General features: G+C 50.0%; 18 protein-coding genes. 4 read left to right on the top strand and 14 right to left on the bottom strand.

Annotation, left to right across the window (positions count from 1 at the left end; genetic code table 11):
* Positions 1-3 precede the first annotated feature (3 nt).
* Positions 4-1,158 (bottom strand): DNA cytosine methyltransferase, encoded by a 1,155-nt coding sequence (locus KCG43_RS12685; RefSeq protein WP_255558030.1) that lies wholly within the window; start codon positions 1,156-1,158, stop codon positions 4-6.
* 291 nt (positions 1,159-1,449) lie between these two features.
* Here KCG43_RS12685 and KCG43_RS21530 point away from each other — a divergent pair, with 291 nt between their 5' ends.
* On the top strand, positions 1,450-1,914 hold the full coding sequence (locus tag KCG43_RS21530) for a very short patch repair endonuclease (RefSeq protein WP_218385327.1): 465 nt from the start codon (positions 1,450-1,452) through the stop codon (positions 1,912-1,914).
* Positions 1,915-2,033: 119 nt separating this feature from the next.
* Entirely contained in the window at positions 2,034-3,341 is a 1,308-nt protein-coding gene (locus tag KCG43_RS12675; protein ID WP_218385440.1) for a mechanosensitive ion channel family protein, read from the top strand.
* 94 nt (positions 3,342-3,435) lie between these two features.
* On the opposite strand, the gene KCG43_RS12670 is transcribed toward KCG43_RS12675, so the two are convergent.
* Entirely contained in the window at positions 3,436-3,639 is a 204-nt protein-coding gene (locus KCG43_RS12670; protein WP_218385325.1) for a hypothetical protein, read from the bottom strand.
* Between the two features lie 146 nt (positions 3,640-3,785).
* Here KCG43_RS12670 and KCG43_RS12665 point away from each other — a divergent pair, with 146 nt between their 5' ends.
* Positions 3,786-4,181 (top strand): PEGA domain-containing protein, encoded by a 396-nt coding sequence (locus tag KCG43_RS12665; RefSeq protein ID WP_218385323.1) that lies wholly within the window; start codon positions 3,786-3,788, stop codon positions 4,179-4,181.
* 205 nt (positions 4,182-4,386) lie between these two features.
* Here KCG43_RS12665 and KCG43_RS12660 read toward each other — a convergent pair whose 3' ends face one another.
* From KCG43_RS12660 to KCG43_RS21430, 12 genes are all read right to left on the bottom strand, one after another.
* A complete protein-coding gene (locus KCG43_RS12660; protein WP_218385321.1) occupies positions 4,387-5,457 on the bottom strand; it encodes a hypothetical protein in 1,071 nt (356 codons plus the stop codon).
* Complete coding sequence (locus KCG43_RS12655) at positions 5,454-6,245, bottom strand: VOC family protein (RefSeq protein ID WP_218385319.1); 792 nt, start codon at positions 6,243-6,245, stop codon at positions 5,454-5,456. Before KCG43_RS12655 ends, KCG43_RS12660 begins: the two co-directional genes overlap by 4 nt.
* A gap of 9 nt (positions 6,246-6,254) precedes the next feature.
* Complete coding sequence (locus KCG43_RS12650; RefSeq protein WP_192016449.1) at positions 6,255-7,301, bottom strand: ferritin-like protein; 1,047 nt, start codon at positions 7,299-7,301, stop codon at positions 6,255-6,257.
* Between the two features lie 14 nt (positions 7,302-7,315).
* Positions 7,316-9,244, bottom strand: a complete 1,929-nt coding sequence (locus KCG43_RS12645) for a hypothetical protein (protein WP_218385317.1) — start codon at positions 9,242-9,244, stop codon at positions 7,316-7,318.
* Between the two features lie 9 nt (positions 9,245-9,253).
* A complete protein-coding gene (locus KCG43_RS12640; RefSeq protein ID WP_218385314.1) occupies positions 9,254-10,639 on the bottom strand; it encodes an alkaline phosphatase family protein in 1,386 nt (461 codons plus the stop codon).
* Positions 10,632-11,834: a metabolite traffic protein EboE gene (gene eboE, locus KCG43_RS12635; protein ID WP_218385311.1), complete on the bottom strand. Its 1,203-nt coding sequence runs from the start codon at positions 11,832-11,834 to the stop codon at positions 10,632-10,634. The genes KCG43_RS12640 and eboE overlap by 8 nt, the downstream gene beginning before the upstream one ends.
* A gap of 40 nt (positions 11,835-11,874) precedes the next feature.
* Complete coding sequence (locus KCG43_RS12630) at positions 11,875-12,759, bottom strand: TatD family hydrolase (RefSeq protein ID WP_218385308.1); 885 nt, start codon at positions 12,757-12,759, stop codon at positions 11,875-11,877.
* Positions 12,746-13,690 carry an EboA domain-containing protein gene (locus KCG43_RS12625; protein ID WP_218385305.1) on the bottom strand — a complete coding sequence of 315 codons (945 nt, stop codon included), beginning with the start codon at positions 13,688-13,690 and terminating at the stop codon, positions 12,746-12,748. The genes KCG43_RS12630 and KCG43_RS12625 overlap by 14 nt, the downstream gene beginning before the upstream one ends.
* Before the next feature lie 17 nt (positions 13,691-13,707).
* Complete coding sequence (locus KCG43_RS12620) at positions 13,708-14,634, bottom strand: UbiA family prenyltransferase (RefSeq protein WP_218385301.1); 927 nt, start codon at positions 14,632-14,634, stop codon at positions 13,708-13,710.
* Complete coding sequence (locus KCG43_RS12615; protein ID WP_218385298.1) at positions 14,631-16,547, bottom strand: 3-dehydroquinate synthase; 1,917 nt, start codon at positions 16,545-16,547, stop codon at positions 14,631-14,633. Before KCG43_RS12615 ends, KCG43_RS12620 begins: the two co-directional genes overlap by 4 nt.
* Before the next feature lie 419 nt (positions 16,548-16,966).
* Entirely contained in the window at positions 16,967-17,257 is a 291-nt protein-coding gene (locus tag KCG43_RS12610) for a GNAT family N-acetyltransferase (RefSeq protein WP_370630688.1), read from the bottom strand.
* A gap of 3 nt (positions 17,258-17,260) precedes the next feature.
* The gene (locus KCG43_RS21430; RefSeq protein ID WP_255558028.1) at positions 17,261-17,425 is read right to left on the bottom strand and encodes a hypothetical protein; all 165 of its coding nucleotides are present in this window, start codon (positions 17,423-17,425) and stop codon (positions 17,261-17,263) included.
* A 213-nt stretch (positions 17,426-17,638) separates the two neighbouring features.
* Here KCG43_RS21430 and KCG43_RS12605 point away from each other — a divergent pair, with 213 nt between their 5' ends.
* Positions 17,639-17,956 (top strand): hypothetical protein, encoded by a 318-nt coding sequence (locus KCG43_RS12605; RefSeq protein WP_218385295.1) that lies wholly within the window; start codon positions 17,639-17,641, stop codon positions 17,954-17,956.
* Positions 17,957-18,008: the final 52 nt, after the last annotated feature.

The raw sequence follows: 18,008 nt of genomic DNA, 5'->3' as shown, positions 1-18,008 counted from the left end.
TTTTTAATTCAATCTACTGCATATCTCTGTTATGAGATGCTTACCAAGTTCTATAGGTACGGCGTTCCCTATCTGGCGAGCTTGCTCAGTAGCCGTTCCGTGGAAAATGTAATCATCTGGAAAGGTTTGGAACCTTGCAGCATGCCGCAAAGTGATTCCGTGGTGACACCACAGGTGAACAAAACGCCCTTTTGATGGGTTATTGCAACCAGTCGTCATTGTTGGGCCCGGCAGATGGTATCTGATTCGCCCGTAAACATCTTTATGACCAGAATGTCCATTGCTATGACAGGGTAGTTGCTCGTCAAATTCATCACGACTGCCATTAGGCCCCATTCTAGAAAACCGACGAACCAACTCAGGCGTATGATTCATATGGAATGCGCAAGGATCATCCTCTTTAGAAAGGACAGGCTCTCCAAATTCAAGGGAATCAATGATCTTCCGAGCTTCATCATGTTCCATACCATCTTTGGTGATGAAACGTTCAAAAAGGCGATCTATCTCTCTTTGATGCGGCTTTTCAAATACAGTCGAAGCTGTTAACCATGAAGGCTGCTCTGTACCTGGCTTAAAATACGTTGCTTTTGGTGGCCATTGAAGATTCTCTAATTGAACATCTTCACGCACACCGAGGATGAAAACACGCATACGATTTTGAGGGACGCCATAATCTTTCGCGTTGATTCGTTTCGGGCCAATGACTTTGTAGCCGTTCTTACTTGCTAAGCCCAAGAATTTATTCAAATGCTTCTCATGACGCTTCCAAAGCAAGCCTGGTACGTTTTCAACAAGAAAGACTTTCGGCTTCAATGCATGTACAAAGTCAAAGTATTTGATTAACAGTTGATTGCGTGGGTCATTGACAGAACTATCCCCCAACCGGTGACCGGAGAATCCCTGACAAGGGGGACCACCTAACAAAAGATCAAGCTCTCCTTCCCGAATTCCGAGCTCATCCATAAATTCAGGAATCTTTATGGTGTTAATATCTGCCGGATACACTCTTGTGGGTACGTGGAGGCGATCTACCAGATTTCTTTGATAAGTTTTTGCTGCACTTTGATCAAACTCAACAGCTGCAATAACGTCAACACCAGCTTGATGCGCGGCTAACGAAAAACCACCAGCTCCTGCGAATAAATCAATTGCTTTCATGAACACAAAACACTCAAAAATAATCAAAAATCGGCCTGATTATACAGCCGAACCTCGAATTCACCACCTCAAAAAAGTCAAGTGCTTGATATCTGTTCAACCTTGGATTCCAATATGCACTAACAAAAATATCATTCAACAAACATAGCCAAACCCGCCCTCTTAATACGAAGCATCAAGATAGAGTGCAACCTCCACTCAAACTTTCCTTCGCAGAGCTTCTTAGTGGCATCATTTCATTGTCATGAAAGGCTATTCTATAAGTAGTTGCACACACTATAGCTTCCGAACATGCCGAACATGCGCCTTTTTAAATCAAAGAACACCCGACTAGAGCAGAAACTAAGAAAAGCGCTTTTCTCTAGAGGATTCCGTTACGTCCTTCACGATAGGTATTTACCCGGAAGCCCTGACATCGTGCTGCCTAAATATCAAGCTGTTATATTTGTTAATGGCTGCTTTTGGCACCATCACCCATGCGATAAAGGACAAATTCCGAAGACCAACACTGCATATTGGCGTTTAAAATTTGCTCAAAACATCATTCGAGATCGAAGAGCACGTGCAGAACTCAAAAAATTAGGATGGCGCCATTTAACTGTTTGGGAATGTTCATTGCTTAAAGAAGAGCCCTTTACCTTTGATGAACTCATCGACTTTCTAGAATGTTGGATTATTAGTTCTGCGCACTCTTGCGACGTTTCAGGTCAACGCCCACTCCCCATATTGCGCTTGGATATCTCCTCCAATTTTTAGCTGTACCCTTTGTCCACTTACCCTCCCCCACCCAGATTTAACATTCTCCCTCATGTTGAAAAGCCGCTATCCATGCTACATTGGCGGCCTGTTTGGGATTAATGGCAGCACTATTTTTCATGCTTACTGAATGGTTTACTTCTCACAATATTAATGTTGATCAACTGATAGATCTCGGCGAGGTGCTGGGGTTGATCGCCGGTATCTCTGTCGTGATTCATTTCATACTGCACCGCGGTGTGATTCTGTGGCTGAACCGGTTCACCGGGCACAGCGAAACGCTCTGGCATCAGGCGGTATTTGGCAAGAAACTCTTCAGCCGGTTTGCCTTGCTGATTCAGGGCATAGTGATTGCGGTGCAAACGCAGTTATGGCTGTCTGGTGACAGTGCCGTGTATGAGATTTTGCAAACCTTCACGTCACTGTGGATCGTGCTGTACAGCTTGCTGACACTCTACGCGGTACTGGGTGTTATTGAAGTGCTGTTAGGCCGCACGCAGGCTGGCCGCAATATGCCGTTGCGAGGCATTTCGCAGAGTCTGAAAATCATCTTTTTTGTAGTTGCGGCCCTGCTGAGCACCTCTATTTTGATCGGCAAATCTCCGGTCATACTGCTCAGCGGTCTGGGTGCGATGACCGCGGTGATCATGCTGGTGTTTAAAGATCCCATCCTGGGGCTGGTTGCGGGCATCCAGTTATCCGCCAATAAAATGCTTAGTGTGGGGGACTGGCTGGAAATGCCGAAATACGGCGCCGACGGTGATGTGATTGATATTAGTCTGACCACAGTGAAAGTGCAGAACTGGGATAAAACCATTACAACGATTCCGACCTACGCGCTGATTTCTGATTCGTTTAAGAACTGGAAAGGCATGCAGCAGTCGGGGGGACGCCGTATTAAACGCAGCGTGCTGATTGACGCCACCAGCGTACATTTTCTGGCCGACAGTGAGATCCGCTATCTGGAAAAAGCCCAGCTGCTCGAACCTTACATCAAGCATAAAGTGGCAGAGATCAATCAGTACAACGAACAAAAGCAGTCGGATTTAGGCTGCCGCATCAATGGCCGTCGCTTAACGAACCTTGGCAGCTTTCGTGCGTATCTGGAACGCTACCTTCGCCAGCACCCTAATATTCATCAACACATGACATTGATGGTGCGCCAGTTGCCGCCTTCTCATGAAGGGATATCACTGGAGATTTACTGCTTTACCAATACCACTGTCTGGGTGGAATACGAGCAGATTCAGTCGGATATTTTTGATCACCTGTATGCCGTACTGCCCGAGTTCGGATTGCGCGTTTCACAAGCGCCAACCGGCAGTGATTTTCGCGAATGGCACTATGCCAGAAGCCCAGCCGCAGCACAGAATACGGCATCCGATGCACGATCAGCGCAGGTAGCTGAACCGATGAAGATGAATTAAAGAAGCGCAAATCAGTCAGGGCAGACTAAAGCTGTCTGTCCTGACTGACAAAACCTGATCATTGCGATGCTTTAAAAAAGAATAATTAGTCACATCATATTTTTAATTCAGGCCCACCATTATTCTGCCTGCCCTCTTTTGTTCTGCGCTTATAAAGAATCCAGCCTTTTTCAAAAGGTTCTCCTTTACTTTTTACAGCTTCCACTTTGAATAGCCAAGCAATAAATCGAAATAAAACAGCTTCTATCCGTATAACAGAAAATCCATATAGAGCACTGATATTGATAGGGTTATTCACAAAATCGCTTCTAGTTTATTGTATTTCATGTACAATCCCGTCCGACATTTTCGCCAGCCACTTAGATTAGTTTTTGGTGAATTATCTTTTTGATACGCCCCTTTCTGTCGTATCCCTTTTAACCACTCACAAACCCAAGGTAAACAATGAAAAAGCTGTTTTGTTTATTTATCGCTCTGTTCATGCTGAATGGCTGTGCGGCCATGTTTAGCGGCACCAGCCAGGAAGTCAGCATTCGCAGTAAAAGTCCAAATGCGAAAATTTATGTCAATGAGCGCTATATGGGCCAGGGCCAGGTGCTGACCTCTTTTAAAAAGAAAGAAGAATACACAATCCGTGTAGAAGAAAACGGTTGCGAGTCGGTGATCCCAGTGTCTAAATCTTTTGATGCCACCACACTGCTGGGTATTTTCATCGACTACGGCCTTGTCTCTATTCTGGTTATTGATGGCGCAGCGACAGGTTCATGGCAGGAATTTGACCAAACCAACTACCTGGTTGATGCTGAATGCCAGGCAGAAGTGGCGACTGCCGCTATCTGATTGATATTCCCTTACTGAAGTCATTCCCCCGCTAAGACAAAGAGCAATCCTATCCGGGATTGCTCTGTTAACATCAGAATACGTGCACTACAGAAATCGACCCAAGAGTGCCAGTCTTTGACGGCCGACGGCTCTGCTCGGCGCCATGACACAAAAGTGCCTGTCCCGTTATATTCTCACCTGTCCTGTTACATTCTCTGGCTCTTCAATCACCCGAGGGTTTGAGGCGTGGCGCTTTCAAATCACTCCAGACACCTGCGCCGCGTTTTGCCGGAACGGCCTGCAATGCTTTGTTGTCCTGTTGCTCCTGATACGTAAACAACTGACACTTGGGTAAAGGTTGCGCCGTACACATCTGGCCGACTTTATCCCAGGTATCTGCAGCCTGAGGCCGCTGTTTACGAAAACTGGTGTAGTTCTGGCTGACAATCGGTGCTTTTGCTGTTTGCGAATCTCCCGAAAAGTAAAAAGACTGCGGATGTCTGTACCATTCGCCGGTCGCGGCGTCAGGCGACAGAGCTTTGTTGAACGCATAACCAAACAAGATAGGTTCTGGCCCTTGCAGGGTAAGTGCATAGGCCTGGATTGAGCCATTCAATAGTGTGCTTCGGTTCGCGCTATAGGGTAAGTGTTTGATAAAATCCCGTCGCGGCGGATGATTTTGCGGCGAGAACAGACAGCACTCCGGCATATCGGCTGGCCTGTCTTCCGGATAGGTCAGGAAATACGCCTTGTTTCCGAGAGACACAAACGAACAAGAATAATTGTTATTTTCTATCGGGAAAATGGGCAGGCAGTATTTGTGGTACTGCTCCATCATCGCCCCTTCGCCATCGCCGTCTGCTGGCCGGTATGTACTGTCGTAATAGGTCGTACCGTATGAAACCGTGTAATCCTTCTGACTTAGTGTGGCAGGGGGATTGGTATAAGGAGGCGGATTGTTTGCATAGTTCTGGAACACCCGAAACATTGTCCAGTCGCTTATCCAGTATTCCGGGTACTGAGGATCACTCGGATCACCCGCCTGACGCTGTGGCAGGCATTTAGACGCTGGCTGACAGCCAAAGTCATTATGCACACCCATAGTGAAATACACATCCGGGGCATCATCATTGCCAGCAGCCAAAACGGTGCTACTCATGACAACGGCAGCCAAAGCGCCAGAACTCAAGACGACGGCAGCCAAAGCCCCAGGACTCAAGACGCCAACAGTGAAGGCACCGAAAATCCGGCCACCTAGCAGCAAATCTTCTCTTTCGATACGAAATGAACTCATGGCTTCGCTCCCTGAATCCGGCGAATTAATCCCAGCTGGTTTCGCTGCGGGTCGCTGAACATGGCAATAGATACCCTTTCATCCCCTAATGGCACAGTAACTTCCGGCATGATCACTTCACCGCCCATCATGCCAATTTTCTCTAAACTGAGGGCTATATCGTCCACCCGGATATAAAAGCCGGCGTAGGAATTAAACCCGGGCAGCTCACTGACTTTCGCAATACCGCCGCTCAGTGTCGCGTTCCGGCCGGTGCTGATGGTATAAAATGGCGCTTCCGAAGAGCCCGTCAACTCAATCGTCCAGTCAAACAAGGGCTGATAAAAGCGCGCGACCAGCTCCGTAGGATATGCGGTTACTATTTCATTGAAATCAAAAGGCGTTCCGGGAAGCGCAACCACTTGCCCGGCTCGGGTCACAGGCTCCATCACACCGAAGTGGTTACCCTGCGGATCACACAGCACAGCCAGGCGGTACTGCCATTCTCCGAGAGAAGAAGCCATTGCAGGCATCACGATCTGAGCGCCAAGCGATACCGCTTTTGGCAAAAATGTATCTATCTCCTCAACCTGAATATAAAACAGTGTGTTCTGGGAAAAACCCGGCTCGTCCGAGGTTTTTGTCAGCAGACCAACCGGCGCGCAGCCCGGTGTCGGAGAACGGATTGCGTACAATGTTCCCTGATCATCAATACGCTGAAACTGCCAGCCAAAGACCTCGCCATAAAAATGGCTGAGGTCAAAGGGTGCTGGCGTGACAATCTCGTGGAAAACAAACGGATTCGTCATACACCAGCCTCACACGTTGGTTGCGACATACTGAAATGGCGGTGCGGCAAACTCGCCATTGCCTAAGTCAATCGTGACCATTTTCTGTACACTTAATCGCAGTTCATACATCAGCCCCATGGCATGATCCAGCTGCTGCGGCTCACCGTTGAAGGTGTGATGCAGTGAGTTCAGCAAAGAAGAGTAGGTGTAATTGGTTTGATCCGCGTAGCGCCGGGCCGTACTGCCCTCAGGGTAATCCTGCGCCTTAGCATTATGTTTAAGGTTATACACATCCTCCGGATTCAGCGGCACGGGTTCGCCGCTAAATGACCAGCCGACCGGTGAACTGGCGTCTTTGACCAGGCGCTTACCATAATAAATTTCGGCAAAACGGTAATAATGTGCCAGTTCGCCTTCTTCATCCGTCGGGGATTTACTGCTGCCCTCACCCTGTTCAACAATCAATTCCAGTGCGCGACAGGCTGTTTCCACATCCGTCACGGCCCACAATTCATCCGAAGGAAACCACTTGGTGTCGGCCAGCTGGCGGCTGGGATCGCCAGTAAAAATGCTGTTTCCCAATTGTACGATCTTGTCGATGATCGCCTGATAAAACTCACCAATCGTGGCGTAATTGGCATCCGCCTGAAGCAAACTGCTAACAGGTATATCAATGGGATTTTCCGGCTCTTCGATGGCCATGAACACGGTTTTCACCTGTTCTTTCGTCAAAGGTGCCAGGGTGGCAATTAGCCCTCTGTCTTCGCCCACTCCCATTGGCAACGGACCAGGAAAGGTCGGAACAAAATCGGGCTTGTTGATTTGCGGCGCACCGCCAATTGCATTGAGCACATTACAGGCGATACTCATGTGCAGCATTTCTTCGATCACAACACTGCGAACTATGTTGCTGGCTTCGACATTCTGCGCCTGTTTCAGCGAAAACATCCCGGTCAGATACACCGGCACAGTGGCGTGTTCAAGCTCGATCGCGCTTTGCAGATACTCACGCAATTCGCTCACTTCGGAAATGTCGTGGATTTTATCAATGATTTGTCTTTTGAGTTTCAACATGTTCGTACCCGCCCTTAATCTTGTTGAGTGAGGTTGCGGCGATACTGCTCCGCGGCCAGTTCTTTTGAACCTTTGACATCTTGTGATGATTCCGCTTCCAGGCTGGCTTTTGCCAGTGGCGAACTGATTTCACAAGAGGCACAGGGCTCAATAGGTAAAGGCGCGTCGTTCTGCCCTCTTCGCAGCAGATAATTACCGTTGGCATCCTGCTCGCACAGCCACTTGAGCACCATTTGTCGCTTAGGCTCGGAAAGATCACGGGTGACAGGCATATAATTCGGATCGCTCTGCTCGCGGGAGAAAGCCAGTTCCAGCAGATTGCGGAATCTCACCATAGAATCGTAACTGCTGAGATTAACCAGCATACGGCCCATGATCGGGTACAGGTTGTTGTACTGACTCATAATGGGCTTGATGTCATCCCAGGTGGGTTTATCGGGCACGGTAAATTTGTCAAAGACCAGATTGGCAATGAAATCAAACATCTGCTGGATATAACCCGGATCACTGACCGGTGTGTAACTGAGTAAGTACACCTGGCCGTCGATATACTCTCTGGGATTACCCGGCGCTGAAACCTTGTAACCGTAATGCGCCTTGCCGTGTGCGTCGGTGGCAACTGTCTGGCCGAGAGCAATGGCAGACGCCGGGATGTTGATGACAGGAATAGGCACATCTGCCGGTTGCGGGCCGCCGCCGCCCATACCTTTTGCCGGTGGCTGCAGCGTCACGGCAATCTTTTCTCCGGCAGCAGGGATGCCATAGCGGGACGCATAGAGATCGACCGACACAGGCACAGCCGGATTTAAGCGATGGACAACCTGATCGGCCCGCACCAGCAGCCCTTCTGCCGTTTCCCGGATCAGCACGCCGTTGTTGTTCGTGCTCAGCAAGGCCAGCGGCTGGCACTGTATTTTCTGAAGCAGGGTCGGGTCAAGATCAGTCACATTGAACAAGGCCCCTTCAGCATTGAGCCAGTCCGGTGTCAGATAAGGGATCGCACCGCCAATCGGAATAAACTGATTGCCAGAGATTAGCTGTGTGTCCCCTTCTTTGATGTTCTCAAAAGGCGGTTCTAATACCACCAGCTGCATCTTGCCAAGATCAACAAAGGCGCCATCAGTACCCGACAGCGGCAACGCATTACTGAAGTCAACGCACAGGTTGCGGTTGGTGGCATCCACCTGGGCATTAAAGAAATTAATATTCTGCGTCGTGCTCTCGCCGTTGGCTGGCGCAAAACGACGCCCGAGCACAAAGGTATCCGGCTCATAATCTAATGCCGGGCCAATCACCCCGCTGACGCGACCAATGGTAAAGTCCGGATTCTTATGATCCATGTTGTAGCTGTACAGCATCATGCGGACAGACAATTTTCCAACCTGCTCTGCCATTGCCTTCAACTGCTGAAGAAAGGGTGAGTGGCTGCTATCAACCCAGCTCAGATCCTCCAGTACCGATTGATAAATCGCCGTGGCGGCCTGATCGCCAGCACCACCTCCCTGCTGCCTGCCGAATAAAATGTCACGGAATGGCGCAGGTAAAAAACGTCCTGCCACGAAATCAGGCGTCTTTCCGTCCGTCAGCCTCATGGTCAGCCCCCAGATTTCAGAGACCATCTGCATCTGGGGATCCAGATCCACCATTTTGGCACTGACCAGATCATTGGAACCGCCCAGCAGCATACCGATGACAGGATCTTTCGCCGGGTCACTGGTGGTTGTACCGTCCTGATAGCCGACCTGCGTTACTCTGCAGTCGATCAAACGAAACGCACCGGAACCACAGGGATTCCACCAGCCATTGGTCGCACCCGGGCCGTACTCCTGATACTCAGGTACGAACTTGTCGACATCGAAATGACGCACATCATTATTGACGGTCGATACGTCCGACTGAAACCGGCCGGAAAACACCATCCGCAAGTTATTTAAGTAGCTCATATTGCCTCGCTATTGAAAGTGCTGTTGCAACAGACCACAGACTTGCTGCATGGGTAGACAATCCGGCTTATTCAACCGGTCTAACATCTGCTTATTATTGGTAATGAATATCGGTCCATCTTCTGGCCGCTCGGCCAAACGCCCGTGACTGCCTTTCACCAGAGAAGGATCCAGAGGAATGACGTCCATGAGCATGCGCTGCCCGAGTTTTTTCTGTAGCAATCGGGCGGCGATTTTCAGTTTGACGAAACGAATCGTAGGGTCGACAAACAGTTCTACCGGGTCGTAGCCGGGTTTGCGGTGGATATCCACAGTACGGGCAAAGTCAGGGGCTTTGCTGTCATCCAGCCAGTAGTAATAATTAAACCAGCAGCCCGGCTCAGCGATCAGCACCAGCTCTCCCGAGCGGGAATGAGCAATGCCAAATGCTTGCTGCTCCTGGCCGTCAAGCACCTGCTCAATGCCAGGTTGTGCCTGCAGCAGAGATTTCACGGCAAAAAGGTCAGCCGGATTTTTGACATACACGTGCGCAACCTGATGATCTGCAACGGCAAAAGCGCGGCTGCTACCACAATCGAGCAGTTCCCAGCCCAGTGACTCTCGGACACGCAATAAACCGGCTTCGCGTAACAGGCGATTGACCGGCACCGACTGACTGACCTGAGTAATGCCGTATTCAGAAACCACCATGACATCGGCACCCTGCTCACGGGCAAACTCAAGCAAACGTCCGGCTTCGTGATCGATCATTGCCAGATCTTTGGCAATTTCCGGTGAGTCCGGCCCTAAACGCTGCAGGTTGTAGTCGAGATGCGGCAAATACACCAATTGGAGGTGCGGACGGTTCAGTGTGAATTCGAGCATGGCGCAATCGACTATCCAGCGGCTGGATCGGATATCGGCCGTCGGCCCCCAGAAATTAAAAAAAGGAAACGTGCCGACTCTGGCTTCGATTTCCTGATGAAGCTGCGCCGGTTCTGAATACAGGCCCAGAATTTTGCGGCCATCGGCAGGGTAATGCGGACGCGGCGTGATCGCATGGTCGACATCCGCATACATGTTGTACCACCAGAACAGTTGCGAGCATTTCAGTCCGGGATTGTCCCGTTTAAGTTTGTGCCAGATTTTCTCGCCCTGAACCAGTTGATTGGGTTGCAGCCAGAATTTCACTTCTGCCAGTTCGCGAAAATACCAGCCGTTGCCCACAATGCCGTGCTCACCGGGCGACAGTCCTGTCAGCATGGTGGCCTGCGCCGTTGCCGTCACCGCGGGAAACACCCCTTGCATGGGTAACATGATGCCGTCATTAACCAGCGCATTCAGCTTAGGCGTGTGCTCACCGAGCAAAGCAGGTGTGAGCCCGACAATATTGATCACGATTAAGGGCTTAGTCATGATGTAACAACCCTCTGTCGGCCAACTGCTGTTCCAGCCAGTGCAATTCGCCGGTTATACCGTCAATCAGGGCATCATCATCCTGAGGCTGCAGGGCTGCGGGCAACACATCCCAGGTGTAGGTTTCGACTTCCAGACAGGGCTTCACGACGTCCTGATAGTCAGCAAGGAACTGAAAAACACCATTGAGTGTGCCGTGCAAGGGCTTGATCGCCGGGTGTATACAGGATGAAAAGCTGAGCGGTATATGAAAATGCACCCGCCAGCTCGTTGTATCGTTAAGTCCGGTGCGCGCCATATACATTGACGCTAATGCCTCAGACAAATCCGGCACAGCGATAATTTTTCCGTCCGGCCGACAGGCTTTTACCTGATGCAGATAGCGCGCTTCGGCAAATTCAGCCAGCAACTCGGGCACATCTGACACGGGATCCTGCAAACTTTGCATATCCACTTCAAACGCATTGGAAATCTGGATTTTTCCTATGGTGATACCGGCTTCAGTGATACGGCGTAAGGCATCATAGCTATCTTCATACATCACGCCCTGATGACACACATCGAAACACACGCCCAGATGCGCCGGATATCCGCCATTGGCGGCCGTCAGCGCCGAGAAAAACGCGATCAGCTGCGATGTAGTTTCCAGCACACAGTCGGGCTCCATCTCCAGACATACCATTATGTGCTTGCCCTCCAGCTCTTTCAGCACAGCCAGTTCGGCATTGAGCCGTAATAACTGTTCAATACTCCTTTGCTGCTTTTCCTCACTCCATCGGTGCCGGTAGCCTAAAGGTAAGGTCGAAATCGTTCCCTGCGAAACTGACTCAGGCAGGCAGCTTGCCAGAATCACGCCCAGCTGACAGGTGTAGTTCAACCGATCCGGTTCACTCCAGTCTGGCAGATACACCGCCTCTTTCACCTTGGTCTGATGAAAGTTTCCATAGGGAAATCCGTTCAGGCTGGTCAGTACAACACCGTGTCGCTGAAGGGTTTCTCTGAACGCTTTTAACGATTCAGGCAACTGTAACGTACTGGCAGCGGCGGCACTGAGCCAAAGGCCGCTTGTCATCTCAGACAAAGCGCGCCTGGCCATCACACGGGAAAAATACCGGGCCAGATTCTCTTCCACATCGGCCAGTTGCTCGCCTGGATGGAGATTGCTGCAGTAAGTCAATTCACTCCGTCGCCACATATGCACACCACTCCTTGTGATTTGATTTCTGGGACTGTAATCAGCTTTCGACTATCGGTGTTTGCCCGCGCAGCGCCGAATTGGATTCCCACAATCTGGTCTGATCAACGCTGATGGGGACACTGACGTCTTCTTTGCTGATACGTCCGCTTTGAGCAAAGAAATCTATCGGGTTATCAAACAGCACTTTGGTGATATCCGCATCGCTGTACCCCGCCTGCCGCATCGCTGCGCCTGTTTTCGGCACTTTAAGCGGATCACTGCATCCCCAGTCTGCGGCACTGTTCACCACCATTTTTTCCAGTCCGTACTCTTTCAGCAGCGCAACCATACGGTGTTCAGACATCTTGGTATTGGGGTAGATAGAGTGGCCACGCCAGCAGTCGGTTTCCATCACCAGAGGCAGCGTCTGTTCATTCAGGTGATCGATAATGACCATGTGTTCAGGAATACCCACTTCACGGATCAAGGCAATGGTGCGTTTCGTACCGCCTATTTTGTCTCTGTGCGGGGTGTGAACCAGTACCGGCAGTTCAAACTCCATCGCGAGCTGCATTTGTTCCGCCATGAACAGCTCTTCTTCAGGCGTAATATCGTCGTAGCCGATCTCACCAACGGCAACCACACCGTCTTTTGCCAGAAAGCGTGGCAGTACCGCCATGACCTCGTTCGCCAGTTCCAGATCGTTGGCTTCTTTGGGGTTCAGTCCCATGGTGCAGTAATGATGGATACCAAACTGGCTGGCCCTGAACCTTTCCCAGCCTAACAAGGTGTCAAAGTAATCAATGAAACTGCCCACAGAAGTCCGTGGCTGTCCCTGCCAGAAAGCCGGCTCAATAACACCGACAATACCGGCGGCGTACATACGCTGATAATCGTCCGTGGTGCGAGACACCATATGAATATGCGGATCAAAATATGTCATGATTGAAGTACCCGGTTAGTGAAGAAAACGATTGAGAATGGCCAAAGCGAGACGCAGTCAGAAGATGGTCAATCAGTTGTTGAACCTCGCTGGTAAGCGACGATGAATGCCTTGCTGAAAGCCTTTGCCAGAACGGATCCGGGCAATCCTGCGCACCATTATTGGCCAGTGCCAGCAAGGTGTAGTATTGATGAGCGTCAGATTCTGAAAAGACAAAACCCATATAGGTATCTTTGCCACTGTCGGACAAATACCGAAAGCGCATCCCCAGCCAGACAGACTCGGGGACTTCGCGTTCAGCCAGGAGTCGTTCCTGCACCAGATCCGCACAAAGTTGTGTCAGTTCAGCCGACTGGCGCAGTGGCAGCCCTCTGACTGATTCAATATTCAAATCAAGAAACAGCGCTTTGAGCACTAATTGATGAAACGCCCGCTCGTTGAAATACTTCACCGGGTAGGCGTTGTTAAGCGCCAGTGCCGCGAACAGATTCACATCATTGGTACGGGCTGTTTCGTGCGCAATCCGGTTCAGTTCGTGATGGCTGGACAGCCAGTCCAGTGCCCTGACAACAACAATCTTCTCGTTTTCGTCAAACTGGCGATAGGCAGAGAACAGCACATCACTCCAGTTCGCCGCAGGCACTATGGTTCTCAATGTCAGTAACAAAAGCAGACGCCCGGCCTGATCAACCTGCCAATCTGTACCTTCCGGCTGATAAGGCAGCGCCTGCTCTCCCAGCTTTCGCCGCGCCATGGCACTGGTGAGCAGTAAAGCAGATACCGCGTCCTCCACGGATTGGGTGCCGAGAATTTTATCTCTGGCGACCTGCAGCCAGGTTCGGGCTTCAGGGGTCAGCGCTACCGCCAGCTCACTTTGCAGTGCATCGGGTGAAAAGGGACTGAGCGGAGTATCGAAACGTCGTGAATGCATGACTTGGTCTCACACGATCAGGTTGCCTGTATCCACTTCTGTAAACCAGGCATGATGAAAAACACCGCCACGCACAACAGGCTGGGCAGAATCAAATTCATACTGGCAAGCATTAAGCCATCCAGCAGCGGTACAGCAGCAAGCAGCCCGCCGATAAAGCCCCGCACATTTTTGTGCGGAGTGAACAGGCATCGCTGCATGGTATAAAGCAAATACAGACTCAGGCAGCAGGCATAGAGCCAGAAATAGGGAAAGGTATAACCAAGAAAACTGACCAGAATAACAGGCAGGAAAAGCAAGCCGACAGACCAGAACTGAGACACTTTGTTGGTGTGTTCTTCACGGGCGACATAGGTGATTCCGCTGATATAGAGACACAGCGCCAATGCCGCGAGAAACAACTCAGGGGTGATATCTGCCAGCATTAAGGCGGCAACCAGATAAACGCCCAAACGGCATCCGCCCATCAGCACCGCGCTGTGTCTGAACTGCTTATGTACCCGGTTATACAGCAGTATTAAAGCCGCCAGTAAACCAACCGCAACCCAGCCATATGCAGCCTGTTCGGGAACGGTACGCTGATACAAACTGCCTGCCAGGCCCATTCCCAGCACCAGCATCCCCAACCCATTGAGCCAGACTGCAGTTGCAGATACCTTGCCCTGAGTAATTGGCCTGGCGTTGTTATTATGCCTGTCCCAATTGGCATCAAAGGCATCATTGAGAAACATACCGGCCAGGTACATCAGCGAGAGTGATAACAGGCAACCGGCCCAGAGTATGATCTGCAGGCTCACACTGCCCGGTAACCATTCTTCTTCGCTTCCCACAACCTCATGGCTCAGGCTGGCCTGCGCGATCAACGCGGCAGCAAACACATTGCTCCAGACACTGGGCAGATTGGATGCGCGACCGAGTGTCAGCCAGGTATGCAGCCGCATCATCCCACCTCCGACCAAGTGAGCGATTCACTTTGCGCGGCGATGTCAGCCTGATGATCACGCTTCAGGGCCAGCAACGCGATAAACAACCGGTCTGCATCGATGTCGTGCACTTCAACACCCACCCCGACGGACGACAAAAGCGTGACACATAACTGGCCGCCGAGATGCTGTCGGAAATCTTCCAGCCCCTGAAACACCACAGGCTGACCCTGCTTATCACACTGATCCAGTGCCGGATGCCACAAGGAAAAACCGAGCCCTGTCAGCAGCTGAATCAGCCTTTTCTGGTCACTCTGGCTCAACAGACCGATCTCTGTCGCATAATAAGCATCCAGTGCCATCCCTATCGCAACGGCTTCGCCGTGACGACATTCATAGTGGCTCATGGCTTCCAGTTTATGTGCCGCCCAGTGACCGTAATCCAGCGGGCGGGCGTTTCCTGTTTCAAAGGGATCACCGGCAAGCGTAATCTGGTTAATGTGCAGCTCGGCACACCGCGCGATGGCAAACTGGGTGGCCTGATCGTCAAAGGTATTCAGCGAATGCGCGTTGTTTTCCAGCCAGTCGAAAAATTCAGTACTGCGAATGGCGGCCACTTTCACCGCTTCCGCCAAACCAGCACGACGATCACGGTATGACAAAGTATTGAGCAGCGAAAAGTCGTTAAGAACAGCGAACGGTGGACAAAACGTACCAATCAGGTTCTTTGCCCCATAACCGTTCACGCCATTTTTCACCCCGACACCCGCGTCATTCTGGGCCAGCACTGTGCTTGGCATCCGCAATAATTTAATGCCGCGGTGAAACGTAGCGCTCACATAACCCACAGTGTCGAGCACTGCGCCACCGCCTACTGCAATAACCACATTGTGTCTGTCAATCTGGTGCCTCAGCAGGTACTGATATAGCTTGTCTGTTTGCGATGCCTGTTTTATCGCTTCCCCGCCTTTCACTACCAATGGCTGCCCTTTTAAATGTATGTATTGATGATGTTGCTGAAAATAAGCCTGCGCCCGTTCCAGCCAGTCAGTACTTTCATTCACCACGCCCTCATCAACAATCAAAACACAGCCTTGAGCTGCCTCTTCCCGGCGGGCTCTGAGCAAGAGCGTCAATAAATCAGAGTTGCTGATAGAAAAGACATCGTGAGTAAAACAGACGGGATATTGATAGTGAACGGTGAAGCGAGCTTTGATTGTCTGGATTTCTGTTGCTAACGGCTGAATGTCCGATGCCGATGCACTGGCTGTAAAAGTCGCACGTTGCCAAAGTCTCTGCAGCAGCCAGCCAATAACCGGAATCAGCACACTGCCGACTACCACTAACAGGAAAGGATCGCTCTTATCACTATAAAGGCTGACATACGCATAAGCTCCCGCCAACCAGCTATTGGCCAGCGACGTTAATACAAGGAATTTGACAAAGGGGTACTGAACCATACCAGCCGCAATCACTGAGGTCTCCGCAAGTACGGGCACCCCCCGCATCATGATGAGCGCACCGCCCCCCATTTTGTCCGCTAGTTGCCGTGCCTTTTGGCGTTCTTTAACAGATAACCAGCGCGTACCAATCCATTTTTCAGAGCAGTCGCCGAGCCAGTACCCAATACAGCAACCCAGGGTCAGCCCCAACCAGACAGAGGCCGCACCAGGTAACGGACCTAAAACGGCCACAGCAAACATTGCCACAACGCTCGAAGGAACAGGCAAAATAATATCAAATGCCAGTATGACGACAACAAAGAGAAAGAGCAGAAAAAGCCCGGAACCATGATAACCGGACAGCTCAGAGATGGCTGATGACACCCATCGCATTGCATCCTGTTCAAATAACAAAAAGCTGACGATGATCAGGGCCATTACACTTGCACAGTAAAGCAGCAAGCCAGTGCCTGTTCGTTGAAATGTATCCATATGTCCCAACCTTGCTCAACTAAAAGTGGGTGACTCACCGACCGGGTACTTCGCACTCGCTTACTGACTTGTCCCTGTCAACAGTAAGCAAAAAGTCACTCTGGTCACTCAACGCTGAGTCAATAATCACACCACATAGTTTCCATGAAGGAATAATTGTTGTTTGAGTTGAATATAGCCCTACCAGAATAAGGGCTAATGGAAGAACACGGTATACACTCAACCAAAGGCTTAGATTGCGATCTGATTAAGAAAATAAATGTAAAGAACAATAAAGTCATTTACATAAAAACATACGAGCAAATAAACTCAATAACGATTGAAAACCAATCATTTAAATTAAATTTTTAATACAAAGGATCTGGATTATTACTCACCCGAAGATCTCAGGTTACCTATCATTCGTATCGCCACCATAGTTACTCCCTGTCAACTGGGTGAAAAAGCATATTGAATTCAAGTTCAGATTCGCTCATACACTGGAAGCCAAGACGTTCATATAAACGCCGGGCTGGGCTGCCTTTCAATACACTCAGGGCTACAGACTCATTGTTGTCCGTCGCTTTAGTTATCAGCTCGGTGATAAGTGCCCTGCCTATTTTATGATTCTGATACTCGGGAAGGATTTGAATCTGAACCAGGTACCACTGGTTCAGATCTGCCTGATAAAATGCTTTAAACAAGCCAACACGCTTATCGGCTATTTCCACAATTTACGCGTCATCGAAATGATAGAGAATTCGGTTTTTATAGGCATCTTTGTCTGTCAGAGCACCAGCCTTTTGCAAATGATGTCGCATTGTCTGATCACGCAATTCCAACAAAAAGTCCATATCTGCCCATGTCGCTTTTCTTAGTCGAATCGGGTAAGTATCCATGCTTACTTCATCCTGTTTCATCTTCATTTTGATAATAAACAGCATAGTATCAAACACTTAAATTCAATCCAGAACATACGCATACCACTCATTCGAAAAAACCGAACAAGACGGAAGAAAAAACTCACTTTAACGTGATTAAAATCACACTTAGTATAACTACATGCTTTAAAACATCCTTATTCATCTGAATCAATTGTCGGGAGTCACACTATGAAAACCTTTATTGCAGCACTGTTCACAATCACCATCGCATTTTCCGCTTCAGCATTCGCCGATTTAAAAGAGTCACTCACGGTACAAGTTACGCCTTTAAAAGGCGGAGCATGGGTGTTCGTAGAAAAAGAGGGCGTACCGCAGGCCAATGTTGATGTCTCTGTGCCCAACCAGAAATCCCATTACAAAACCAAAGAAGACGGGCGTGTGTTTGTTTACAGCCACAGAGAAGCGGCCCACACGTTAACCATCAATATTTCTGAACAAGGTGGCGAGACATTTACGGTTCAACGTCTGATTCCATCAAGCCGATAATTCAGCTGCAACCACTACTTTCTGCTGGTACAGGCGCGTTTATCCGCGCCTT

Origin of the sequence: Photobacterium sp. WH24 (assembly GCF_019204055.1) — a bacterium.
GTDB lineage: Bacteria > Pseudomonadota > Gammaproteobacteria > Enterobacterales > Vibrionaceae > Photobacterium > Photobacterium arenosum.
Note: the sequence above shows the minus strand (reverse complement) of the source record. Positions and strands in the feature narration are given on the sequence as shown.